This window comes from Anaerovibrio lipolyticus DSM 3074 (genome assembly GCF_900141865.1).
Lineage (GTDB): Bacteria > Bacillota > Negativicutes > Selenomonadales > Selenomonadaceae > Anaerovibrio > Anaerovibrio lipolyticus.
Map to the genome: position 1 here is coordinate 113,358 of NZ_FQYW01000003.1, position 22,464 is coordinate 135,821.

Genomic DNA, 22,464 nt, shown 5'->3' on the forward strand with positions numbered 1-22,464 from the left:
AAAAATTACAACTCGCGTCGCTCAAACAAGTAATTTTTCCCACTAATACATAGGTAATACAAGAAAAAGTTTTTTTACGCTCTGGTTTCTATTGCTATAGACATTACCCTCGCTATTTATATACCTGTCAACGACCAACTAATTAATGCTTTCCCTCAACCTCTTTAAAGGCCTCCTCCAATGTATGCCAGGAAAGCACCGCACATTTCACCCTGGCGGGCATATTGGAGATATTCTTCAATGCGAAGGCTTCATCCAGCTCCTCCTCCTCGTCCTCTGTCAGCTCCTCCCGCTTAATCATCCGCAGAAAGAGATTGGCCAAATGTCTGGCCTTAGCCACGGATTCACCCTTTATAAGGTCAATCATAATGGAGGTAGAGGCCTGGGAAATTGCACAACCAATTCCCACAAAGGATGCATCCTTTATATAACCATCCTCCACCTGCAGCTCCAGGGTTATTTCGTCACCGCAGCTGGGGTTTCTGCCCTTTAAAGACATATTAGGACATTCCAAATGATGTTTATGCTCTGTGGAGCGACTATGCTCCGAAATCAGCTCTGTATAAATGCTATCAAGCTCCAAGGCCCAGCACTCCTCTCACCTTTGATAATGCTTCAATAAATTTATCCACATCTTCCTTGCTGTTGTAGAAATAGAAGGAAGCCCTGCAGGTGGCGTTCTGCTTCAAGTAAATCATCAGAGGCTGGGCACAATGATGGCCTGCCCTGATAGCCACTCCATGAGCATCCATAATGGTGGATACATCATGGGGATGTACATCCTTAACATTAAAGGTAACAATACCTGTTTTATTATCCCGGGAACTGTCACAGCCATAAAGCTCAATGTAATCCATTTCCTTCATGCGGCTGATGGCGTATTTCGTAAGCTCCTTTTCCTGCTTTTCGATATACTCAAAGCCCACCCGATTAAGGTAATCAATGGCAGCAGAAAGACCAGCTGCCCCACCAACATTCTGTGTCCCCGCCTCAAATTTAGCAGGCAGGGGAGCGTAATCCGTATGCTGCTCCTCCACGTAATCTATCATGTCCCCTCCCATCAGGAAAGGCGGCATATCATTCAGCAGCGCCTCTTTGCCGTAGAGGACGCCAATTCCCATAGGAGACAGCATTTTGTGGCCGGAAAATACGAAGAAATCCGCGTCCATATCCTGTACATCCACTGCCATATGAGGCACGCTCTGGGAGCCGTCAACAACCACTACAGCTCCTGCCTTATGGGCCCTTTCAACGATTTCCTTCACGGGATTAATGAGCCCCAGCACATTGGAAACCTGGGCCACGGCCACTACCTTAGTTTTTTCGGTAATCTTTTCCTCAATATCCCTTTGGGAAAGATTATGATCCTCCTCAAGATAAATATATTTTAAGGTGGCTCCCTTCATTTGGCACACATACTGCCATGGAACTAGATTACTGTGATGCTCGGAAATGGCAATAAGCACCTCATCTCCTGCACCAACATGGGAAAGGCCGTAGCTGTAGGCCACCAAATTTAAGGATTCTGTGGCATTTTTGGTAAAAATAATCTCATGGGAGTATTTGGCATTAATGAATTGTTGGGTCTTGATACGGGCATTTTCATAGATGTCCGTGGCCTTAATGCTCAGCTCATAGGCCCCCCGGTGAGGATTGGCATTAAAGCTGTCATAATACTCCGTAATAGCCTTGATTACCTCCCCTGGCTTCTGGGTGGTAGCACCATTGTCAAGATATACCAGAGGATTATTTCCCATTGGCTTGCCTAATAAAGGAAAGTCTGCTTTAAATTTTACGGTATTATTCATTTTCAAGACGCTCCTTTATATAAGAATCAATTTCCTGCCGCAGTACTTCATCCTCAATTAATTCCAGCACCGGATTAAAGGCAGCCTCCAGCACCAGCTTACGGGCCTCTGCGGGACTTAATCCACGGCTCATAAGGTAGTGGAGCTTGTCCTCGTTAATCTTGCCGGAGGATACTGCATGGTTGCCCACCACATCATCCTCTCCGGAAAGCATAATTGGCACAGAGCGGTTTCGCACGCCCTTGGAGAGCACCACCACATTTTCCTTTTCATAGCCCTTGGCCTGCTTGGAGCCCTGTTTAAAATCCAAGGTCCCCCTAAAAATCTTTTGGCTCTCACCCATGAGGCCGCCGTAAACCTCCAGATTCCCCACGGTTTTTCTCCCCTGGAAATCCAGTACATAATTCATATCCAGACTGCGATCTCCGTCACCGAAATACAGTACTGACACATCCGCCTGGGATTTATCACCCTTGAGAATAATGTTAACCTTGGAGGCAAAGGACTTAGCACCGGTTTCCACAGCCACCAGCTGGAGCCTGGCCTTCTTTTCCAGAACAATATTTACTTCATTTGCATGATTCCGTTCCTCCGGCATAAGCTGGAGCTGGGTCAGCTTCAAGGAAGCATTTTCACCTATACTTATATTTACGATACCATAGGATTCCTTACGGTATTCCACCACCATTTTTTCGTGATGGTCAGCCTCAATATCTATATCCAGCTTCTGGGATTCCACCAGCAGGTCCTTATCCACCGTAGCTTCATTGACCCCCAGCCAGTTCCAGGTCCGCATAGGAATCTCACTAAAAATTTCTTTATTCATTCCAAACGCCTCCCTTAACCCATGGTGCCTTCCAGCTCAATATTAACCAGATTGTTCATTTCCACCGCATATTCCAGTGGCAGCTCCTTGGCAATAGGCTCCACAAAGCCTCTTACTATCATGGAGCGGGCCTCATCCTCGCTGATACCACGGCTCATAAGATAGAAAATTGCCTCATCACTGATGCGTCCAATGGTGGCCTCATGGCCGATATCCGCCTCGTCCCCCTCAATATCCATGGTTGGCAGGGTATCGGAGCGGGAAATATCATCCAGCATCAATGACTCACAATTTACGGAGCACTTGGCATAAGGAGCATTTTTCGTAACCTTCACTGCACTTCTGTAGGTGGCCTTGCCCCCAGCCTTGGAAATGGTACGGGTACTGATATTGGCCGAGGTATGAGGTGCACAGTGAATAACGCTGGCTCCTGTATCCAGATTCTGACCCTTGGAAGCAAAGGTAACGCCAGTAAATTCACACTTGGCATTTTCACCCTTCAGCACACTGCATGGATACAGCATGGACACATGGGAACCGAAGGAACCGGAAACCCATTCAATAACACCGTCCTTGCCTACCACAGCCCGCTTGGTATTAAGGTTCATCATATTTCTGGACCAGTTTTCAATGGTGGAATAGCGAAGTCTTGCCCCGTCATTTACGAACAGTTCCACACAGCCAGCGTGCAAATTGGTTACATTATATTTAGGTGCACTGCAACCCTCTATAAAGTGAAGGCTGGCATTCTTTTCCACAATAATAAGAGTATGCTCAAACTGGCCTGCTCCCGCCGCATTCAAGCGGAAATATGACTGAAGGGGGATTTCCACATGTACTCCCTCCGGCACATACACAAAGGAACCGCCAGACCATACAGCACCATGAAGGGCCGCAAATTTATGATCCTTTGGAGGTACCAGCTTCATAAAATGGTCCCTTACGATTTCCTCGTGCTCATGAAGGGCAGTTTCCATATCTGTATAGATAACTCCCTGCTTTACCAGATCCTCCTGAATGCTATGGTAAACCACCTCAGAATCATACTGGGCACCCACTCCCGCCAAGGAGGTCTGCTCTGCCTCCGGAATACCAAGGCGGTCAAAGGTGTCCTTTATATCTTCTGGCACCTCGTCCCAGCTGCCGGTCATTTTGGCATCTGGCTGCACATAGGTGACGATTTCATCCATGTTCAGCTCTGAAAGGTCAGGACCCCAATTTGGCAGGGATAACTGATTGTATACCTCCAGAGATTTTAAACGAAACTCCAGCATCCACTCCGGGTCATTTTTTCTGGCGGAAATATCTCTGATAATATCCTCCGTGAGTCCGGACTGGGATTTATATTTTGATTTGTCTACATTCTTTATATCATAGAGGGTACGCTCAATATCCTCTATATAAGTCTTTTCCTGTGCCATATTTATTCAGCTCCCTGCAAAAAACCAAAGCCCTCTTTGTCGATTTTCTCAATAAGCTCAGGGCCACCCTCAGCCACAATTTTTCCCTGCATCAGCACATGAACCTTGTCCACATTCAGCTGCTTCAATATGCGTGTGTTGTGGGTAATGATGAGGCAGGCGTTGTCCTCATTGTGAAACTTCTTCACCCCGTTGGACACAATTTGAATTGCATCCACATCCAGTCCGGAATCAGTTTCATCCAGAAGAGCCAGCTTTGGCTGAAGCATCAGCATTTGCAAAATCTCGTTACGCTTCTTCTCTCCGCCGGAAAATCCCACATTCATATAACGCTGGGCATAGGATTCATCCATCTGCAGCTCCTTCATGGCGGCCTTCAATTCCCTGCGGAACTTGACCACCTTTATGTTTTCACCGGTTACTGCCTGCTTGGCAGTGCGAATCATATTCTCCACTGTAATGCCGGGAATTTCCTCCGGAGTCTGAAAGGACAGGAAAATTCCCTTACGGGCACGTTCAAAGGTCTTAAGCTCAGTAAGATCCTCTCCCTCAAATTCCAGACTTCCCCCGGCAATCTCATACTTTGGATGACCCATAATGGCATTCATAAGGGTTGACTTGCCAGAGCCGTTTGGCCCCAGTACAACGTGAATCTCACCTTTATTTACCTGCAGATCTATGCCCTTAAGGATTTCCTTGCTGGCATCCTCGGCTTCATTATCAGCCACAGTTACCTGCAAATTCTTGATATTAAGCAATTTTTCCATGGTAGTCTCTCCTCATATAACACACATATTTATGAACACATTTTATTCTTAGTAATTCACTCAGAATTAATTCACGCTTTTATAATAGGGTGTTTTTTTCACAATGTCAATAATTCCTACCAATTTTGTCGGAAATAAAAAAGATTTCACGTCATAGAAAAATCCCGCCTTCAAAATAAAGACGGGATCAAGGATGTAAATCCTAGTTATTTACTTTTTTAAATAAGCCCTTAAGTCATCTACAGCCTGCTGAGCAATTTCATTATCAGGATCAAGATTCAGCACCATAGCCAGATCCTCCATAGCCTCATTGTAGTGCCCCTCATCAGCCAGAAGACAACCATGATTATAAAGAGCCACCGTATCCCCTGGATTTCGATTCAGCAGGGCATCATAATCTGCCAAGGCCTTTCGGTTCTCCTGAATGGACGCATACAGATATGCCCTGCCGGACAAGGCAGCATAATTGTATTCATCCAGAGAAAGGACTGTATTATAATCTGCCAGAGCTTTATCATTATAGCCCCACTCCCGATAAATATTGGCCCGCTTAACATAAGCATCAATATTTTTCTTATCCAGTTTAATGATATGGTCTATGCTTAAAATAGCCATCTCATAGTTTCCATCACCGTAGGCCAAACTATAAACCCTTTCCCAGGCTTCCACATTATTCGGCTGGCGATGGGCTACGTCCAGTGCCTTATTTAAATCATTTTCCCCCTCATGAAATTGCCTTGCCTCCCGCCACAGTCTTAATATGTCCTGACCATAGGTGGTTCCCGGCACAGCCCAACGGCCGTTTAAATCCGGCCAATACTTGGCGGCTCCTCTATAATGGGGGTATTTTTCCACCAAAACGCTGAACCGTGGATCCACCAGATCCTTCTTTGGCATTTCGGTGGTGGCATAGGCCAATAAATGCTGGATATGGGCCCGAACTCCCCGCTGGGGAGAATAAAAAGTATAACCCGGTACCTTGTTGCCAAGGGCCCCCAAGCCACAATAATTATTCTGCATAGGCTTTACATCATTTCCATAATTGAAAAAACCGGTTTCCTTCAAGGCCTGACAAAGGGCCACATCAGGGCGGACCCCTTCAGAGCCGGCCTCCTCATAATAATAGGCCACCAATTCTTCCAATGTACAGTTCAGCTTCGGATTGGGATTACGGGAGAGAATATATTGGACCATCTGCTCCTGATTAACGACAGCTGGTCCCAAAATGGTAACCTTATCCTTGTCCGCCACCTTTTCCCAACTGCTTACAGGCCTGTAGTGGGTAATGCAATGATGAATTTCCTGCCCCTCCTGGGCCTTACAGCCATTGGTAAAGCCAGCCAGCCCCAAAAGAAATGCCGCACATAACATAAGCCTGCCCATATACTGCAAATAATTCAGATGTTTCATAACCAGCCTCCATTTATCCTCTTACTTTACTAAAAAGGGACCGCTATTGCAGTCCCTTTCTGTATTATCTTAAGAATCCGCCGATGATCTGCTCCTCTGCCTCTTTCTCAGTAAGGCCCAAGGACATGAGCTTAATGAGCTGCTCTCCGGCGATTTTGCCGATGGCTGCCTCGTGAATAAGGGCAGCATCCACATTTCTGGCATCCAGCTTTGGCACTGCCACCACATGGGCATTGTCCATAATAATTGCATCACATTCCGCATGGCCGTTGCAGACGGTGTTACCAATGATAGCCGCCTCGAAGATCTGCTCAGAATTATCCTTGGCCACGGAACGGGAAATAACATCCGTACTGGAGCCTTCACCGTTAAGCTCCACCTCGTAAACGCTGGTGGCCTTCTGCTCACCATGGGTCATGAGACGCTCATGAACAATCATGGTTGCTCCCTCAGCCAGCTCTGCCTTGGTAACGCGGTGAGTGCTGTCAACACCCTTAATCTGCACCATTTCCATATCCACAAAGCTGTTTTCCTTCTGATAAACCTCAGTTACGGGATTTAAAATGCGCTTGCCGCTGCCATCACCTTCACCATAATGCTTTTCCACATAACGGATTTTGGAATTCTTTCCTACGAAGAAGCGATGAACGCCGTCGTGTTCGGAATCATGAGTACCGCAGTTACTGATACCACAGCCGGCAACAATTACCACATCGCAGTCCTCGCCAATATAGAAATCATTATATACAGTTTCCTTGATACCACTCTCACTGAGAACGACAGGGATATGAACGCTCTCGTTTTTGGTACCGTCCTTGATGATTATATCAATACCAGGCTTGTCATCCTTGGTAACAATATCAATATTTTCCGTAGTATTACGGGCAGCCTTCTCACCGTTGGCACGGATATTGTAAGCCCCCTTCGGCATCTTATAAAGGTCAGCCACTTCCTTCAGCAGCTGCTTCTGAATATTATCTAACATCTAAAATGCCTCCTTAACTCATCTTGCTGCAGGCTCTGTTAACCGCATCAGCAGTGCCCAAAAGCTCTGGCAGAATCTCATCCTTCGGACCGTGCTTCTTCACCTTGCCGTTCTCAATAACAATGATTTCGTCAGCAATATTAAGTATTCTCTCCTGATGGGAAATAATAAGCACAGTTCCCTTGACGGTCTTTCTGATATTTTCAAAAACCTGAATAAGGTTCTGGAAGCTCCAAATATCAATGCCCGCCTCCGGTTCATCGAAGATGGAGAACTTGGTGCCACGGGCCAATACAGTAGCAATTTCAATACGCTTCAGCTCACCGCCGGAAAGGGAGGAATTAACCTCACGGTCAATATACTCCTTGGCACAGAGACCCACCTTGGAAAGGTATTCGCAGGCGGTATTCACGGAAATATTTTTGCCAGTGGCCAGACGAAGCAAGTCCAGTACCTTGATACCCTTAAAATGAACTGGCTGTTGAAAGGCAAAGCTTATTCCCTTACGGGCACGGTCAGTAATGGAGCACTCGGTAATATCCTCCCCGTCAAAAATCATCTGGCCGGAGGTAAGCTCCTTAACACCCATAATCAGCTTGGCAAGGGTAGACTTGCCACCACCATTAGGGCCGGTAATAACAATGAACTTTCCATCATCTATGGTAAGATCGAGATGATCAATAATAGTTAAAGTCTCATTATTTTCTTCAACCTGATAGGTTAAATCCTTTAGCTCAAGCATAGTGCAACTCTCCTTGAAAAAAATGTGCCCACGGCACAAAAAACAACACACTTTTTATTATACCATAAAGCAAGATGAAAGCATAAGGGCTTTCATCAGCCCTTACACGAAATCTAAGTTCATCTTCATCTTTCAGATTCGATTCTCTAAGATTTCATAGCAAAAAAACTGGACTGCATTTCCAGTCCAGCTCCTATGTGTATACATTAGAAAAACGTAGGAAGATGTCCTCATGTGGACCTCTTCCTACTGTATTTTTGTCTTATTTGAACAAATCATCAGCGATGATAATGGTCTGATCACGGTTAGGACCAACAGAAACGATGCCCAGCTTAATACCAGTAACCTCAGCCATACGCTCCAGATAAATGCGGGCCTTTTCTGGAAGATCCTCATACTTTCTGATGCCGCTGATATCAGTCTGCCAGCCCTCGAAGGTCTCGTAAACAGGCTCAACCTCGGCCAGCACCTTAAGGGAGGCCGGAATCTCGTTAAGCAGCTCCCCCTTGTACTTATAGCCTACGCACATCTTGATTTCTGGCATAATATCCAAAATATCCAGACGGGTAATGGCCATATAGTCAATTCCGGAAAGCATACCGGCGTAGCGGACTACGCAGGCATCCAACCAGCCTGTACGGCGTGGACGGCCGGTAACTGTACCATACTCATGGCCTGCATCACGGATTTTATCGCCGATTTCGTTAAGCTGCTCTGTAGGGAAGGGGCCTTCACCAACGCGGGTACAATAGGCCTTTACCACACCCACAACCTTGTCAATATCCCGTGGAGCCACACCAGCACCAACGCAGACACCACCTGAAACAGGGTGGGAGGAGGTTACATAAGGGTAAGTACCATAGTCAATATCCAGCATGGTAGCCTGGGCACCCTCGAAGAGAATCTTTTTTCCAGCCCTGATTTCATCGTGGAGAAGAGCAATAGTATCACATACATAAGGACGCAGACGGTCAGCGTAGCCCTCGTATTCCTTAAGGATAGCCTCGTAGTCAAATGGCTCCTTGCCAAAAACGCCCGCCATCAGCTTATTCTTAATGGCCAGATTTTCCTTTAAGCGTTTGGCAAATTCTTCCTTGTCGATGAAGTCACAAACACGAATACCAATACGGTTATCACGGTCCACATAGCATGGACCGATACCATTCTTGGTGGTACCAACCTTGTTGGCCCCCTTCATTTCCTCAAGGCAGACATCCATTTCACAATGGTATGGCATTACCACATGGGCACGGTTACTGATACGGATACCGCTTACATCAATACCCTTTTCAATCATGCCATCCATTTCCTGAAGCATAACCTTTGGGTTAAAGGCAACGCCGTTACCCACCACATTTAAGGTACCCTTGAACAGAATACCGGATGGCATAAGGCGGAGCTTGTATTCAACACCATCAACAGCTACGGTGTGACCTGCATTACTGCCGCCCTGGGAGCGGACAACCACCTCTGCCTGCTGTGCCAAATAATCAACGATCTTTCCCTTGCCTTCGTCACCCCACTGGGTTCCAAGGATTACTACTGAAGCCATAAAGGTCTCTCCCCTCAAAAATATAGGGCCGCTTAGGCGGCCCCTTTATTAACAAATTCAAAAATCAATTTATTACAGTCCGAAGCGAGCCATAATCATGTCAACGTGACGGAGGAAATAATCTACCTTGAAGCACTCATCAATCTCATCCTGAGACAGGTACTTAACTACATCCTCATCCTTGCTGATATTGGTCTTAAAGTCTTCCTTCTCCAGCCATCTCTTCATGGCATTACGCTGTACCCACTTGTAAGCATCCTCGCGAAGAACGCCCTTGGATACCAGGGCAATAAGAATTCGCTGGGAGAAAATCAGACCGCCGGTCTTATTTAAGTTCTCCATCATAGCATCTGGATATACCAGCAGCTTGTCAATGATGTTGGTAAACTTCTTTATGCAGTAATCTACATTAATAGTAGAATCTGGCAGGATAACACGTTCTACGGAGGAGTGGGAAATATCTCTCTCATGCCAGAGAGCAATATTTTCCATGGATGCCAGAGCATTACCGCGAACCAGACGGGCCATACCAGCAATACGCTCACAGGTAATAGGATTACGCTTATGAGGCATAGCAGAAGAACCCTTCTGACCTGGGCTGAAATATTCCTCAGCCTCACGGATATCGGTGCGCTGGAGGTTACGAATCTCAGTAGCGAACTTTTCAAAGGAGCTTGCTACAATAGCGAGAGTAGTCATGTACTCGGCATGACGGTCACGCTGAATAACCTGAGTAGCCAAAGGTGCAGGGGTGATACCCAGCTTCTGACAAACCAGCTCTTCAATCTTTGGATTAATGTTGGAATAAGTACCAACAGCACCGGAGAGCTTACCAACGGAAACAATCTTCTTGGCATGCTCCACACGCTCAATGTCACGGTCAATCTCATTCATCCAGAGAGCCAGCTTCAAGCCAAAGGTCATTGGCTCTGCGTGGATACCATGGGTACGGCCGATGCAAACTGTGTGCTTGAACTCAGCTGCGCGGCGCTTCAGTACCTCACGGAATTTTTTCAAATCATCAATAATCAGCTCGGCGGATTTCTTCATCATAATGCCAAGGGCAGTATCCTTAACATCACTGGAAGTCAATCCCTTGTGAATATACTTGGAATCATCGCCTACATACTCAGCCACATTGGTCAGGAAAGCAATAATATCATGGTTGGTTTCCTTCTCAATTTCCTTTACTCGATCCAGCTCGAAATGGGCCTTTTCACGAATGTTCCTGGCAGCCTCCTTTGGAATCTCCCCCAACTCTGCCATAGCTTCGCAAGCGGCGATTTCCACATCCAGCATAACCTCAAACTCATGCTGCAGAGTCCAGATATTACCCATTTCAGGGTTGGTATACCGTTCGATCATTGATGCAATTCCTCCTTAAAAAAGAAAACAGCTTATTGCCCGAATTTACGGGCGGGGAGAATAATTATTCACCCCATTGTTATCCGCATACATCATAGCATTAGACAGAAGGCACTGTCAACCGCTACGCCATGTATACAAGGCCTTAATACATCACGCTGTCATCAAGATGAACGAAGCCTGATACCAGCTCCTTGGCAATATTTGTGAGCTTATCACAATCACCGGCGTGCTTGCCCTCGATATTCATTGGCATATTTGGATCATGGAGGGACAGGCGAAGAAGAATCCAACCCTCGTTAGGGAATACAAGACGAACGCCCTCGTAGGATGGGGAAGCCACCTGAATTCCACGGGCCTCAGCCAGCTCCTTGAACTCCTCAAGAACACCTCTGCCGTAGGTCTTATAATCCTCCAGGCCACGGATGTATAAACGATACTCTCTGGCCTCTGCAGGGTAACCCAGCTCCTCAATAAGACTGGCAAGAGTCTTGTCCTCGCGTTTAGCCTTGGCAGCGGCTATAATCAGCTTAACAGCCAAATATGCCCCATCATCCAAATAATAGTTTTCCTGCAGGGCACCATGGCCAGAGGTCTCAATGGCCAATGGGGATACAATACCTTCCTCGTTGAGGCGGATACATTCATTGATGACATTCTTATAGCCTCTCTTGAAGCGATGATGCTTCAAATGAAGGCTTCCCTCCAAAAATTCGGTGAGCTCATCGGAGGTTACAGAATCCGTAACAATGGTACTGCCCGGATAATCAGGAGCCAGAATAGACGCCATCATGGCTATAAGGGCATTACGGCTTATAGTCTTCCCATCTGGCAGCACTGCTCCCATACGGTCCACATCAGTATCAAAAATAAGTCCCAAATCTGCATTGGAATCATTAACAATTTTTTTAATAGAAGCCATGGCCTCCTTGTTCTCAGGGTTAGGAACGTGATTAGGGAACCGTCCGTCAGGATCAAGATACTTACTGCCGGTAGTATCTGCCCCCAATGGCTTTAATACCTTGTCCGCAAAGAAACCCCCGGCTCCATTGCCTGCATCCACCACAATTTTCATGCCGGAGAGAGGCTGCATGTAGTTCTCCTCCAGATTGGCACCCACTCTGATTTTTTCACACAAATATTCGGAGTAAAGATCGATAAGCTCCAAGGTCTCCACGTCACTGATATCATATTCCGCAGGCTCCAGCTTGGCTGCTCCCTTGAGAATGGCCTTAATATCAGCCTTCTCCAAACCGCCTTCAGCCGTAAAGAATTTCAAACCATTACGGTTATATGGCAAATGACTGGCGGTAATCATGATGGCACCGTCCATCTGGGTGTCTTCAAAAACAATAGACATAAACATGGCAGGGGTGGAGGAAAGACCGCAGTCAAAAACCCGTGCCCCCAAATTCATAGCCCCCTGTATTGCAGCTTCCTTCAGGCTCTCAGCACTCAGACGGGAGTCATGGCCAACGGCAATCTTCAGCTTATTGGCGGGCTTACCAATTTTCTCTGCCAAAAAATTAACAAAGGCGGCACCAATAACATTGGCAACGTCATGAGTAAGGGTGACATCCTCGCCTTCAACACCTTCCATGGCAACACCGCGTATATCGCTGCCATTTTGCAGCTTTAACAACATTTTTTCGTCCATATTGAACACCTCCAGGGTATTTTTTTCTATATTTGATATTATAACTCAATTGGACACTTAGTACCACTAACAGTACACAGGTGGCATGTTTTTTTATAAAATGATATAATGATGAATTAATGCGGGGTAGTCTCCATCTCGCGTTACTATTTAAGGAGATTGAAAGCATGGCAGATATAAAAATAAAATCTATGACGGAAAGCAGCCTATTGGTGGCTATCACTGTTATAGTGGCCTTAGTGGGAGTCTATATCCCCCTGTTGGGTGAAGTAGCTATTTTAATTTGGCCTTTGCCCATTCTGATTCTGGAGGTACGGCACGGTCTAAAGTGGGCCCTGCTGAGTGTATTGGCCGCCGGAATTATTATGGCCATACTGATTGAACCCATGTCGGCTATCAGACTGGTATTGGGCTTTGCCCCACCGGCTATTGCCCTTGGATATGGCTTCCGAAGGGCTCTACCCGCTGGTCAGAACCTGCTCATATCCCTGGTAACCGCTGTAATATCCATGCTGTTGGCCTTGGGACTGTTTTTGGCCATTACAGGTATTAATCCCTTCAACATGGAGCTGGAGATGATGGAGGACACCTTCAATTCTTCTATTTCAGCTTATGAGGCCATGGGGGTACCGGCCGACAAGGTTGCCGAGATGAAAGACAACTTTGGCCAGGCCTTTAAGCTAGTGGGGATGCTAATGCCGCTGATAATAATCTGCTCCGGCCTTATTACCACCCTCATTAACTATGTTATGGGACGTAAGGTGCTGACCCATTTGGGCTATAATCTTCCAAAGCTGCCACCCCTTGACCAGTGGCGTTTGCCTGTAGCCCTATTTTACCTCTTTGGTTTTTCTCTGGTGGGAATTTACTGGGGGGAATCACGCAATATCTCATTATTGACTCAGATTTCCTACAATGCATTTTTCCTCACTACCTGTACTGGTTTTGTTCAAGGAGTGGCCATACTGAGCAGCCTGCTTAGAAACAAAATCTCCAGATGGATGTTCTGGATTATCATTGGCTTCATATTTATTAACGGACTGTTGGCTCAGCTGTTAGCCTTTGTGGGCCTGTTTGATATGATTTTTGATTATCGCAAGCGTTTTTCTGCAAGACGCAATTAATTAGAAACAGAGGTTTATTAAAATGCCTAGAAATCTAAATGCCTGGATTGATATTGCCATTATACATTTGGCCGCCCTTTTGTTGGTGGTTGTACTGTTTTTATACAACTGGTATATCGGTGCAGCATCACTGATGGTATGGTGCGCCACCTTGTTCTTCGGCTATGAACGGTGTCGCTATCGAAGTGAGGAATTTGCCCACTATTGCCATACTGTAATCAGCAATGTTAATGATGCTTCCAACTACGCCCTGGATAATCTGCCACAGATGATTGTCATCACAGATAAAAGCGGACGACTCCAGTGGTTTAACAAGGAGCTGGAAAAGCACATCAGGGTTATTCCGGAATATGGTATGTCCATCAGCAAGGGCGATGATGCCTTTTGGCCGGAGCTGGATTTGAATTCTATCTGGGGTAAAAACGGGGAAACTGTATTTATCCATGAAAATGTCCATTACAAGGTAAAATATGTGCCTATCGCCACCAAGGATGACTCCTGTGGACTTATGGCCCTTTATGTTATTGATGACACTCCTTTTCAGCTGCTGAAGCGTATTCACGCCAACAGCCGCTCAGTCCTCATGTACATTCAGATTGATAACTACAATGACGTACTGAAGGGCCTGAATGATGCGGAGAAAAACAGTCTCATATTTGAGGCCAACAAGATGATTGATGAATGGACCACACACCTTGAGGGCTATACCCGTCGTATCAGCAACGATATGTATATTGCGGTTATTGAGCGCCGCAATCTGGATATGGCCATAGGTGAAAAGTTTGATATTTTAGACAAGATTCACAATCTCTTTAACACCACCAGCAAGCTGCCAATTACCCTTAGTATGGGTATTTCCGTGGCTGACCGTCAGACCTACATTGAGCTGGGCCAGCAAGCCCAGGCTATGCTGGATCTGGCACTGAGCCGTGGTGGTGACCAGGCAGCTATTATGATGAACGGCCAGACCAGCTTCTTTGGTGGAAAAACCAAAGCACTGGAAAAGCAGAACCGGGTTAAGGCCAGAGTTATGGCCTCCAACATTAAAGCCCTCATGCAAACTGCCGATGAGATATTTATCATGGGCCATCACAACGAGGACTTCGATGCTCTTGGTGCTGCCATGGGTGTGGCCCGCATGGCCAAAATCCTTGAAAAGCCAGTTCACATTATCCTCAGCGACATGAACGAGGGCATTGATAAGATTATCGATTTGCTGTCCTCCCGTGAGGAATATGCAGGACTCTTTATTCCTAACGACAAGGTGGTAAACATTACTGCCCAGAATCCTGTACTCTTCGTGGTGGATACCTTTATTCCTCATCTCACTGCCGCCCCGGAAATGCTAGAGCGCATTGAGCAGGTGGTAGTAATCGACCACCATAGACGCAGTGAGAACTGCATCAAAAATACAAAAATTGCCTACACTGAAACTGCCACCAGCTCTACCAGTGAGCTGGTTACAGAGCTGCTTATGTACTTTGGTGATGAGCTAAAAATCAGCCGCATAGAGGCCATTGCCTTGTACTGCGGTATTTTGGTGGATACAAAGAACTTTGCTGTTCAGGTGGGTGTGCGCACCTTTGAAGCGGCAGCATATCTTCGCCGTTGGGGTGCTGATCTGGTGGCTGTCCGCCAGCTCTTTAGAACTGACTTTGCCACTGAGGTGGCAGAGGCCAAGGCCAAGGCCACAGCCAATATGCTGCCAAATGGCCTTATTATTACAAAATGTCCTGAAGTCATGCCTAATATTCAGGTGGTAGCAGCTCAGGTGGCGGACTCCATGCTGAGAATCGAAGGGGTCCGGGTCAGCATAGTGGTATTCCAGCTGACTCAGAATACTGTAGGTGTCAGTGCCCGCTCCGCAGGGGATATAAATGTTCAGCTTATCATGGAAAACTTTGGTGGCGGCGGCCATCAGAATGTGGCTGGAACCCAGCTGAAGGATGGCACTGTGGATGATGTTTATAACCAAGTATTGGAATATACAAATAGCTTTATAGAGGAGTTTGATAGCAATGAAAGTAATACTGCAGAAGGACGTTAAGAACGTAGGTAAAAAAGGTGATATCGTAGAGGTTTCCGACGGCTACGGCCGCAATTTTCTGCTGCCAAAGAAGGTGGCTGTGGAAGCAACCTCCAACAATATAAATGTTGCCAAGGCCCAGGCTGGCTCCGCTGCCCGCAAGAAGGCCCAGGACACTGATGAGGCCAAGCTCATGGCTGCCCAGCTTTCCCAGGTCAGCGTTACCATTCCTGTAAAAATCGGTGAAAACGGCCGTCTTTTTGGCTCCGTTGGTGGCAAGGACATTGCCGAGGTATTGAAGAAAAAGCACAACATTGATATTGATAAGCGTAAGATTTCCCTTAAGACTGAAATTTCCGGCGTAGGCACCTATGAGGCAATCATTAAGGTGCACCCAGAAATCACCTCCACTATTAAGGTAGAAGTAGTACAGGGTTAATAGGTTTTATTCATGAAGAATTTCTTTTCTAAATTGTTAAATCTCAAAACCCAGGACCGTGATGCCAATCTGGATTCTGCCAAGGCAGCTCTGGAGGCTGAAATGGGTCCCCGTGATGAGGTGGACAGAAAAATAGATGCCCTGTTTAATCTGCTTGTGGACTATTACGGCTCCGACAAGCTGGTTATCAAGGCAGGCAAAATGGACGCTTTACAGTACGTGCGCTCACCTAAAAGAGGTGAGCGTGTACTTGCTTTACAGAGAATTATTAACGAAAATCCCACCATCAAGGAGGTACCCAAGGATGATGAGCTGCTAAACATATTGGAGCAGCTTACGGAGCAGTTCTCCGATATTCTGGCCCGCCGCTCGGTGGAGGATGATTTGGAGAAGAAGGTGGCAGAGCGCCTTGAGGAAAATCATCAGGATTACGTTAAGGACATAAAAATGCAGATTCTCAAAGAGGAGAAAAAGAATGTGGAATCTCCTCTGGAGCAGAAGAAGCGGGAGCATTTGGAGGATCTGGAGAAGGTTAGTCTGACCCAGTCTGTTATGGAGCTTTTACGACCATCCTCCACAGATGAAATTGTAGGCCAGAAAAGGGCTGTGGACTCCTTGCTGGCCAAGCTCAGTTCCCCATATCCACAGCATCTTATCCTGTACGGGCCACCGGGAGTGGGCAAAACCACTGCCGCCCGCCTTGTGCTGGAAGAGGCTAAAAAGCGGAAGCTATCTCCCTTTACTGATGATGCACCTTTCATTGAAACAGATGGTACAACCTTACGCTGGGATCCCCGGGACATGACCAACCCGTTGCTGGGCTCTGTCCATGACCCTATTTACCAAGGAGCCCGTAGGGATCTGGCTGATACTGGTATTCCGGAGCCAAAGCCCGGACTGGTTACCGATGCCCATGGTGGTATTCTCTTTATTGACGAAATCGGCGAAATGGATGTTATGCTCCAAAACAAGCTCCTTAAGGTTCTTGAGGATAAGCGGGCTTTCTTTGAATCCGCCTATTATGATCCGGCTGACGAGAAGATTCCTCCTTATATCAAAAAATTATTTGAAGAGGGGGCTCCGGCTGACTTCGTACTCATTGGTGCCACTACCAGAGAAGCATCACACATCAATCCGGCTCTCCGTTCCAGATGTGCGGAAATATATTTCGAGCCACTGACTCCTGCCAATATTCAGGAAATCGTACGAAATGCCGCCAAAAAGCTCTCCGCAGATTTAGGGGATGGAGTGGCAGAGCTTATAAGTGAATATACCATCGAAGGCCGTAAAGCCATAAACATTTTGGCAGATGCCTACAGTCTTGCTTTAGAACGTAATGCCCAGCAGGAGTTGGACCAAGAGGCTGACGTCACAGTTTCCATTGAAAAGGCGGACATTTACAGGGTGGCCCAGGTGAGCCGTCTAAGTCCTTATGTGACCCAAAAGGCGTCAGATCGTCTGGAGGTAGGCCATATTTTCGGTTTGGGAGTGGCAGGCTTTTTGGGCTCCGTTATTGAAATCGAGGCCATTGCCTTTGAAGCCCGTGAAAAGGGCAAGGGGACAGTGCGCTTTAATGAAACCGCCGGCAGTATGGCCAAGGACTCCGTATTTAACGCGGCCTCCGTGGTGCGTATGATTACGGGTAAGGATATTCACGATTACGACATTCACATTAACGTTATTGGTGGAGGCAATATTGACGGTCCAAGTGCCGGAACCGCCATTCTTACCGCTATTTTATCCGCCATCACCAAGCGTCCTATCCGTCAGGATGTGGCAGTGACAGGAGAAATTTCTCTTCAGGGGCGCGTCCGTCCCGTGGGTGGCGTCTTCGAAAAGGCTTATGGCGCCAAACAGGCGGGTATAAAGACCCTGATTATTCCAAAGGAAAACAGCAAGGATATTCCAAAGCAGCATCTGGGACTGGATATTCACCCCGTTTCCACTGCCAAGGAAGCATTTGATTTACTTCTGGCTCCGGAGCCAGAAAAATCGGAGGATTAGCAGATGCCAATGATTGATAGAGTTCCACCTCAAAACATAGATGCTGAACAGGCTGTTTTGGGAGCCATGCTAATAAAAAAAGAGGCCATCGCCGAAGTTTCCCAGATTTTACGACCTGAGGATTTCTACCGTGATGCACACAAAATCGTATATGAAGCCATGCTGGCTCTCTTTAACAAAAACGAGCCGGCGGACATCGTCACCGTTTCCGATTATCTCAACAATGAGAATCTTATGGAAAAGGTGGGTGGTGTTACCTTTATTACTGCCTTGGCCAATACTGTTCCAACAGCAGCCAATGTTACCTACCATGCCAAGATAGTGCGTGAAAAGTCTGATTTGAGACACCTGATAAATACCGCCACAGACATTGCGGGCATGGCCTACGAGTCCTCCGACGATGTGGCTGACGTTATTGATAAGTCGGAAAAGATGATTATGGAGGTGGCCAACCGCCAGAATGTCAGTGCCTTTACCCCAATGCGGGACATCGTAATGGAGACCTTTGACAAAATCAATGTGCTCTACGAAAGCAAGGGGGGACTTACTGGTATTCCCTGCGGCTTTACGGATTTGGACAAGCTCACCTCCGGCCTTCAGGCCTCTGACCTTATTTTGGTGGCTGCCCGCCCAAGTATGGGTAAGACCGCCTTCACTCTTAACATAGGTGCCCATGTGGCCCTGAAGGAACACAAGAACGTGGCCTTCTTCTCCCTGGAAATGTCCAAGCAGCAGCTGGTTCAGCGTATGCTGTGCTCCGAGGGTGGTATTGACTCCCAAAAGCTCCGTAAAGGAGAACTAGACAAAACTGACTGGAGTAAGCTGGTAAACGTGGCCAACAAAGTAGCAGAGGCGCCTTTATATATTGATGATACCGCTGGTATCACCGTAATGGAGCTACGGTCCAAGGCCCGCCGTCTGAAAGCAGAAAAGGGACTGGATCTGATTATCATCGACTACCTCCAGCTGATGCAGGGACGCACCGGCAAGGGGGCCACAGATAACCGTCAGCAGGAAATATCCGAGATTTCCCGTTCACTGAAGGCGGTGGCCCGTGAGCTGAATGTTCCCGTCATTGCCCTTTCCCAGCTTTCCCGAAGCGTGGAAAGCCGCCAGATAAAGCGTCCTATGCTCAGTGACCTCCGTGAATCCGGTTCCCTGGAGCAGGATGCGGATATCGTAATGTTCCTCTACCGCGAGGATTACTACGATCCGGAAACGGTAAATAAAAATATTACCGAGGTTATTGTGGCCAAGCATCGTAATGGTCCTGTGGATACGGTGAAGATGTTCTTCAAGAAGGAATTTACCCGTTTCAACGACTTGTCCAAGATGCAGTAATGACATAGTTTATCGTTCAAATTTAAAGCCTGATTTATCCATATCATTTATCTCCATGGATAATCGGGCTTTTTTGTGTCCAAAAATTTTTTAAAAATAATAAAAAGCCTATTGACAACCAAAATGGTAGGTATTAAAATACAAACATACTAAACATATATGTTTTCACCAACGAACTAATACATAATATTTTAGGAGGCGTTTATTATGGCTAGAATCTACAACAGTGTTACTGAACTTATCGGTGGTACCCCTCTTTTAAAGGCAAACAATTTCGCCAAGGCCAATAACCTTGAGGCTAATATTCTTGTGAAGCTGGAGTATTTCAATCCAGCAGGCAGTGTTAAGGACCGCATCGCCAAGGCTATGATTGAGCAGGCCGAGGCAGAGGGCAAGCTCACCCCTGACTCCGTTATCATCGAGCCTACCAGTGGCAACACCGGAATCGGCTTGGCCAGCTTCGCTGCAGCCCGTGGCTACAAGGCCATCCTCACCATGCCGGAGACCATGAGCGTGGAGCGCCGCAATCTCTTAAAGGCCTATGGTGCAGAGATTGTCCTTACCGATGGTGCCAAGGGTATGAAGGGTGCTATTGAAAAGGCCGAGGAACTGGCAAAGAACACCCCACATTCCTTTATCCCATCCCAGTTCACCAACCCTACCAACCCTGAAGCCCATAAAAAAACCACCGGCCCAGAAATCTGGAATGATACCGATGGCAATGTGGATATATTTATTGCCGGCGTAGGCACTGGTGGTACTCTTACCGGTGTTGGGGAATATCTGAAGTCCCAAAAGGCCGATGTGAAGGTAGTAGCTGTGGAGCCTGCCACTTCCCCTGTTCTAAGCAAGGGCACTGCCGGTCCTCACAAGATTCAGGGCATTGGTGCCGGATTTGTTCCAGATACCCTGAATACCAAGATTTACGATGAAATTGCCCCTATTGAAAACGATGATGCCTTTAAGTATGGCCGCCAGTTCTCCCAGAGTGAGGGTATTCTCATCGGCATTTCTTCTGGCGCAGCTCTTGCAGCAGCTGTTCAGCAGGCCAAAAAGCCTGAGAACAAGGGCAAGAACATCGTGGTCCTCCTGCCAGATACCGGTGACCGTTATCTGTCCACCCCTCTCTTTTCTTAAAGCAGACTAATAAGCACTCGACAAATAATCAGTTAAGTGTCAACAAAAACAATATCATGCCAGTGATGGCAAAATAGGGTCCGTAGGGATAATATTCCCTGCGGCCTCTTTTTTTTGTAATTAACAGCAGCAGGGCCACAATTCCTCCAAGAATTGAGCCCACTATCACAGTGGTAAGAAGAAGATCCGAACCAAGCCACAGCCCCATGGCACCTATGAGCTTCACATCACCGCCGCCAAAACCTCCTCGGGTGATAACCGCAAGAAGGAAAAATCCAATGAAGCCAATAGCGGCAGCCATCAATCCATCTGCCAGACCATCACCTGTTACCAGCAATCTGCTGATTCCCAAAATGGCAAACAGGGCCAGCTGTTTATCAAAAATCACCTGCCACAAAAAATCAGTTAAAGAAAATTGCACCATAAAAAGGGAAACAGCAAATACATATAGAATAATAGGGTACTGAATCCCATATAAGTGATAAGCTATGGCAACACATATCAAAGGCACTATGGCTGCTATGAGCATAAGCCATTTATTTTCTGCTACTGGCCTTGTGACGGGAATGAAGGTATCCAATTCGCTCTCGTATTCCCGGCTGAGATATTCGGACCAGGCCAGGAGCCCACGTCCCAAAAAATAGCCTAAGAGCCCCAACAGGGCAATGATTAAAACTTTATTTATAAAGATGTCTCCCAACAATTTAATCACCTGCTTTAAAGATATCTACACAAAACATAAAAATATTATCTTTTGCTAATAATTTATAAAGAAAAATCTAAACAATTGCAGTATAATATATCCATAAACATATTTTAGGATATTAAATGCAATAAAACAATTTTTAAATAAGGACAGGCAAAAAATGAAACCAGAATTTACAAAACAATTTTCTGAAATGGCTGAAAAAATCAGCTACAAATATTGGATAGTTTTCGCCGCCATTGCCAGCCTACTGTTTGGCATCCTGTTGTTTATTTATTTGGAGCAAAAACCGGAAACACCGGTACCCGCCTATAACGGGGAAAAGGCCACAGTTATAGTGGCGGCCACGGATATTGCTCCCCGAACCCTTATTCAATCAAATATGCTCACTACAAAGGAAATTCCCGTGGAATTTGTGCCAGATGATGCCATTACCGATGTAAAGGATATTGTAGGCAAGCCTGCTAAATTCCAGATAATGCGCGATGATATCGTTACCGACAGAAAGGTATTGATGGATATAAAGATGGCTGGCTTCACCGGCACTATTCCACCGGATTGTCGGGCCATATCCATAGGCATCAACGATGTTACCGGTATTTCCGGCTTCGCCAAGCCTGGAGATTATGTGGATGTGTTGGTGGTATCAGGTAGTGGTAATGATAGCCGCATTACCTCCAACATTATTTTGCAAAATATTCTGCTTTTGGCCATAAACAAAACACCGATGTACAGTCAGCGAAATGTTGTGGTAAATACACCAGCCAATGAGGATGGTGACAAAAATAATAATAGTAATAACAATAGCAACGTTCAGGGCAACAGCCAGCCTGCACCTAGCAATACCGCTTCTTCAGGCGTGGCCACCGCCACTTTGGCAGTATCACCAAGGGATGCCATGGAGCTTATCGCAGCAGCCCAGTCCGGCACCGTATATCTTGTACTGAGACCTTATAAGCCTAGAGATACATTTACTACTAACACGGAATATTCCAAGGTAACTAATAAGGGGGCTACACCACAGGGAGGACAGCCTATGCCGGCAGGTGGCGGTCAGCCTGTATCCAACGGGGCAGCAGCACCGGCACCAGCCCAATCCTATGGTTCAGTTGAAGTTATTCGCGGTACCAAAGTTACCAGAGAGGGAGCCTAAA

19 protein-coding genes are annotated in these 22,464 nt (G+C 46.6%); 7 read left to right on the plus strand and 12 right to left on the minus strand.

What is annotated here, in order from left to right:
• Positions 1 to 142: 142 nt before the first annotated feature.
• The 11 genes from sufU to B6K08_RS00610 all read right to left on the minus strand — a co-directional run bounded on the left by sufU (position 143) and on the right by B6K08_RS00610 (position 12,533).
• Complete coding sequence (gene sufU / locus B6K08_RS00560; RefSeq protein WP_039206842.1) at positions 143 to 583, minus strand: Fe-S cluster assembly sulfur transfer protein SufU; 441 nt, start codon at positions 581 to 583, stop codon at positions 143 to 145.
• Complete coding sequence (locus tag B6K08_RS00565; RefSeq protein ID WP_039206844.1) at positions 573 to 1,808, minus strand: cysteine desulfurase; 1,236 nt, start codon at positions 1,806 to 1,808, stop codon at positions 573 to 575. Before B6K08_RS00565 ends, sufU begins: the two co-directional genes overlap by 11 nt.
• Positions 1,801 to 2,634 carry a SufB/SufD family protein gene (locus B6K08_RS00570; RefSeq protein WP_080325177.1) on the minus strand — a complete coding sequence of 278 codons (834 nt, stop codon included), beginning with the start codon at positions 2,632 to 2,634 and terminating at the stop codon, positions 1,801 to 1,803. Before B6K08_RS00570 ends, B6K08_RS00565 begins: the two co-directional genes overlap by 8 nt.
• 14 nt (positions 2,635 to 2,648) lie before the next feature.
• A complete protein-coding gene (gene sufB / locus B6K08_RS00575; protein WP_080325178.1) occupies positions 2,649 to 4,055 on the minus strand; it encodes a Fe-S cluster assembly protein SufB in 1,407 nt (468 codons plus the stop codon).
• A 2-nt stretch (positions 4,056 to 4,057) separates the two neighbouring features.
• Positions 4,058 to 4,822, minus strand: coding sequence for a Fe-S cluster assembly ATPase SufC (gene sufC / locus B6K08_RS00580; protein WP_080325179.1), 765 nt, complete (start codon positions 4,820 to 4,822; stop codon positions 4,058 to 4,060).
• Between the two features lie 210 nt (positions 4,823 to 5,032).
• The gene (locus B6K08_RS00585) at positions 5,033 to 6,232 is read right to left on the minus strand and encodes a glucosaminidase domain-containing protein (RefSeq protein WP_080325180.1); all 1,200 of its coding nucleotides are present in this window, start codon (positions 6,230 to 6,232) and stop codon (positions 5,033 to 5,035) included.
• 64 nt (positions 6,233 to 6,296) lie between these two features.
• A complete protein-coding gene (locus tag B6K08_RS00590) occupies positions 6,297 to 7,217 on the minus strand; it encodes a SufB/SufD family protein (RefSeq protein ID WP_039206848.1) in 921 nt (306 codons plus the stop codon).
• A gap of 13 nt (positions 7,218 to 7,230) precedes the next feature.
• A complete protein-coding gene (locus tag B6K08_RS00595; protein ID WP_039206849.1) occupies positions 7,231 to 7,959 on the minus strand; it encodes an ABC transporter ATP-binding protein in 729 nt (242 codons plus the stop codon).
• A gap of 262 nt (positions 7,960 to 8,221) precedes the next feature.
• Positions 8,222 to 9,511, minus strand: a complete 1,290-nt coding sequence (locus B6K08_RS00600; protein WP_039206850.1) for an adenylosuccinate synthase — start codon at positions 9,509 to 9,511, stop codon at positions 8,222 to 8,224.
• Between the two features lie 72 nt (positions 9,512 to 9,583).
• Positions 9,584 to 10,876, minus strand: a complete 1,293-nt coding sequence (gene purB, locus B6K08_RS00605) for an adenylosuccinate lyase (RefSeq protein ID WP_039206852.1) — start codon at positions 10,874 to 10,876, stop codon at positions 9,584 to 9,586.
• A 145-nt stretch (positions 10,877 to 11,021) separates the two neighbouring features.
• Entirely contained in the window at positions 11,022 to 12,533 is a 1,512-nt protein-coding gene (locus B6K08_RS00610) for a phosphohexomutase domain-containing protein (RefSeq protein ID WP_039206854.1), read from the minus strand.
• A 167-nt stretch (positions 12,534 to 12,700) separates the two neighbouring features.
• On the opposite strand from B6K08_RS00610, the gene B6K08_RS00615 reads away from it, so the two are divergent.
• From B6K08_RS00615 to cysK, 6 genes are all read left to right on the plus strand, one after another.
• Entirely contained in the window at positions 12,701 to 13,657 is a 957-nt protein-coding gene (locus B6K08_RS00615) for a YybS family protein (protein ID WP_039206856.1), read from the plus strand.
• 22 nt (positions 13,658 to 13,679) lie between these two features.
• Positions 13,680 to 15,704, plus strand: a complete 2,025-nt coding sequence (locus tag B6K08_RS00620; protein ID WP_039206859.1) for a DHH family phosphoesterase — start codon at positions 13,680 to 13,682, stop codon at positions 15,702 to 15,704.
• Positions 15,676 to 16,122 carry a 50S ribosomal protein L9 gene (gene rplI / locus B6K08_RS00625; protein WP_027396758.1) on the plus strand — a complete coding sequence of 149 codons (447 nt, stop codon included), beginning with the start codon at positions 15,676 to 15,678 and terminating at the stop codon, positions 16,120 to 16,122. Before B6K08_RS00620 ends, rplI begins: the two co-directional genes overlap by 29 nt.
• Positions 16,123 to 16,134: 12 nt before the next feature.
• Positions 16,135 to 18,126: a Lon family ATP-dependent protease gene (gene lonC, locus B6K08_RS00630; RefSeq protein ID WP_039206861.1), complete on the plus strand. Its 1,992-nt coding sequence runs from the start codon at positions 16,135 to 16,137 to the stop codon at positions 18,124 to 18,126.
• Positions 18,127 to 18,135: 9 nt separating this feature from the next.
• The gene (gene dnaB, locus B6K08_RS00635) at positions 18,136 to 19,467 is read left to right on the plus strand and encodes a replicative DNA helicase (RefSeq protein WP_039206876.1); all 1,332 of its coding nucleotides are present in this window, start codon (positions 18,136 to 18,138) and stop codon (positions 19,465 to 19,467) included.
• 207 nt (positions 19,468 to 19,674) lie between these two features.
• Positions 19,675 to 20,604 (plus strand): cysteine synthase A, encoded by a 930-nt coding sequence (cysK, locus tag B6K08_RS00640; RefSeq protein ID WP_039206864.1) that lies wholly within the window; start codon positions 19,675 to 19,677, stop codon positions 20,602 to 20,604.
• 28 nt (positions 20,605 to 20,632) lie between these two features.
• Here the strand turns inward: cysK and B6K08_RS00645 are convergent, their stop codons facing one another.
• On the minus strand, positions 20,633 to 21,307 hold the full coding sequence (locus tag B6K08_RS00645; RefSeq protein WP_052211942.1) for a prepilin peptidase: 675 nt from the start codon (positions 21,305 to 21,307) through the stop codon (positions 20,633 to 20,635).
• 196 nt (positions 21,308 to 21,503) lie between these two features.
• On the opposite strand from B6K08_RS00645, the gene cpaB reads away from it, so the two are divergent.
• A complete protein-coding gene (cpaB, locus tag B6K08_RS00650) occupies positions 21,504 to 22,463 on the plus strand; it encodes a Flp pilus assembly protein CpaB (protein ID WP_159446662.1) in 960 nt (319 codons plus the stop codon).
• Position 22,464: the final 1 nt, after the last annotated feature.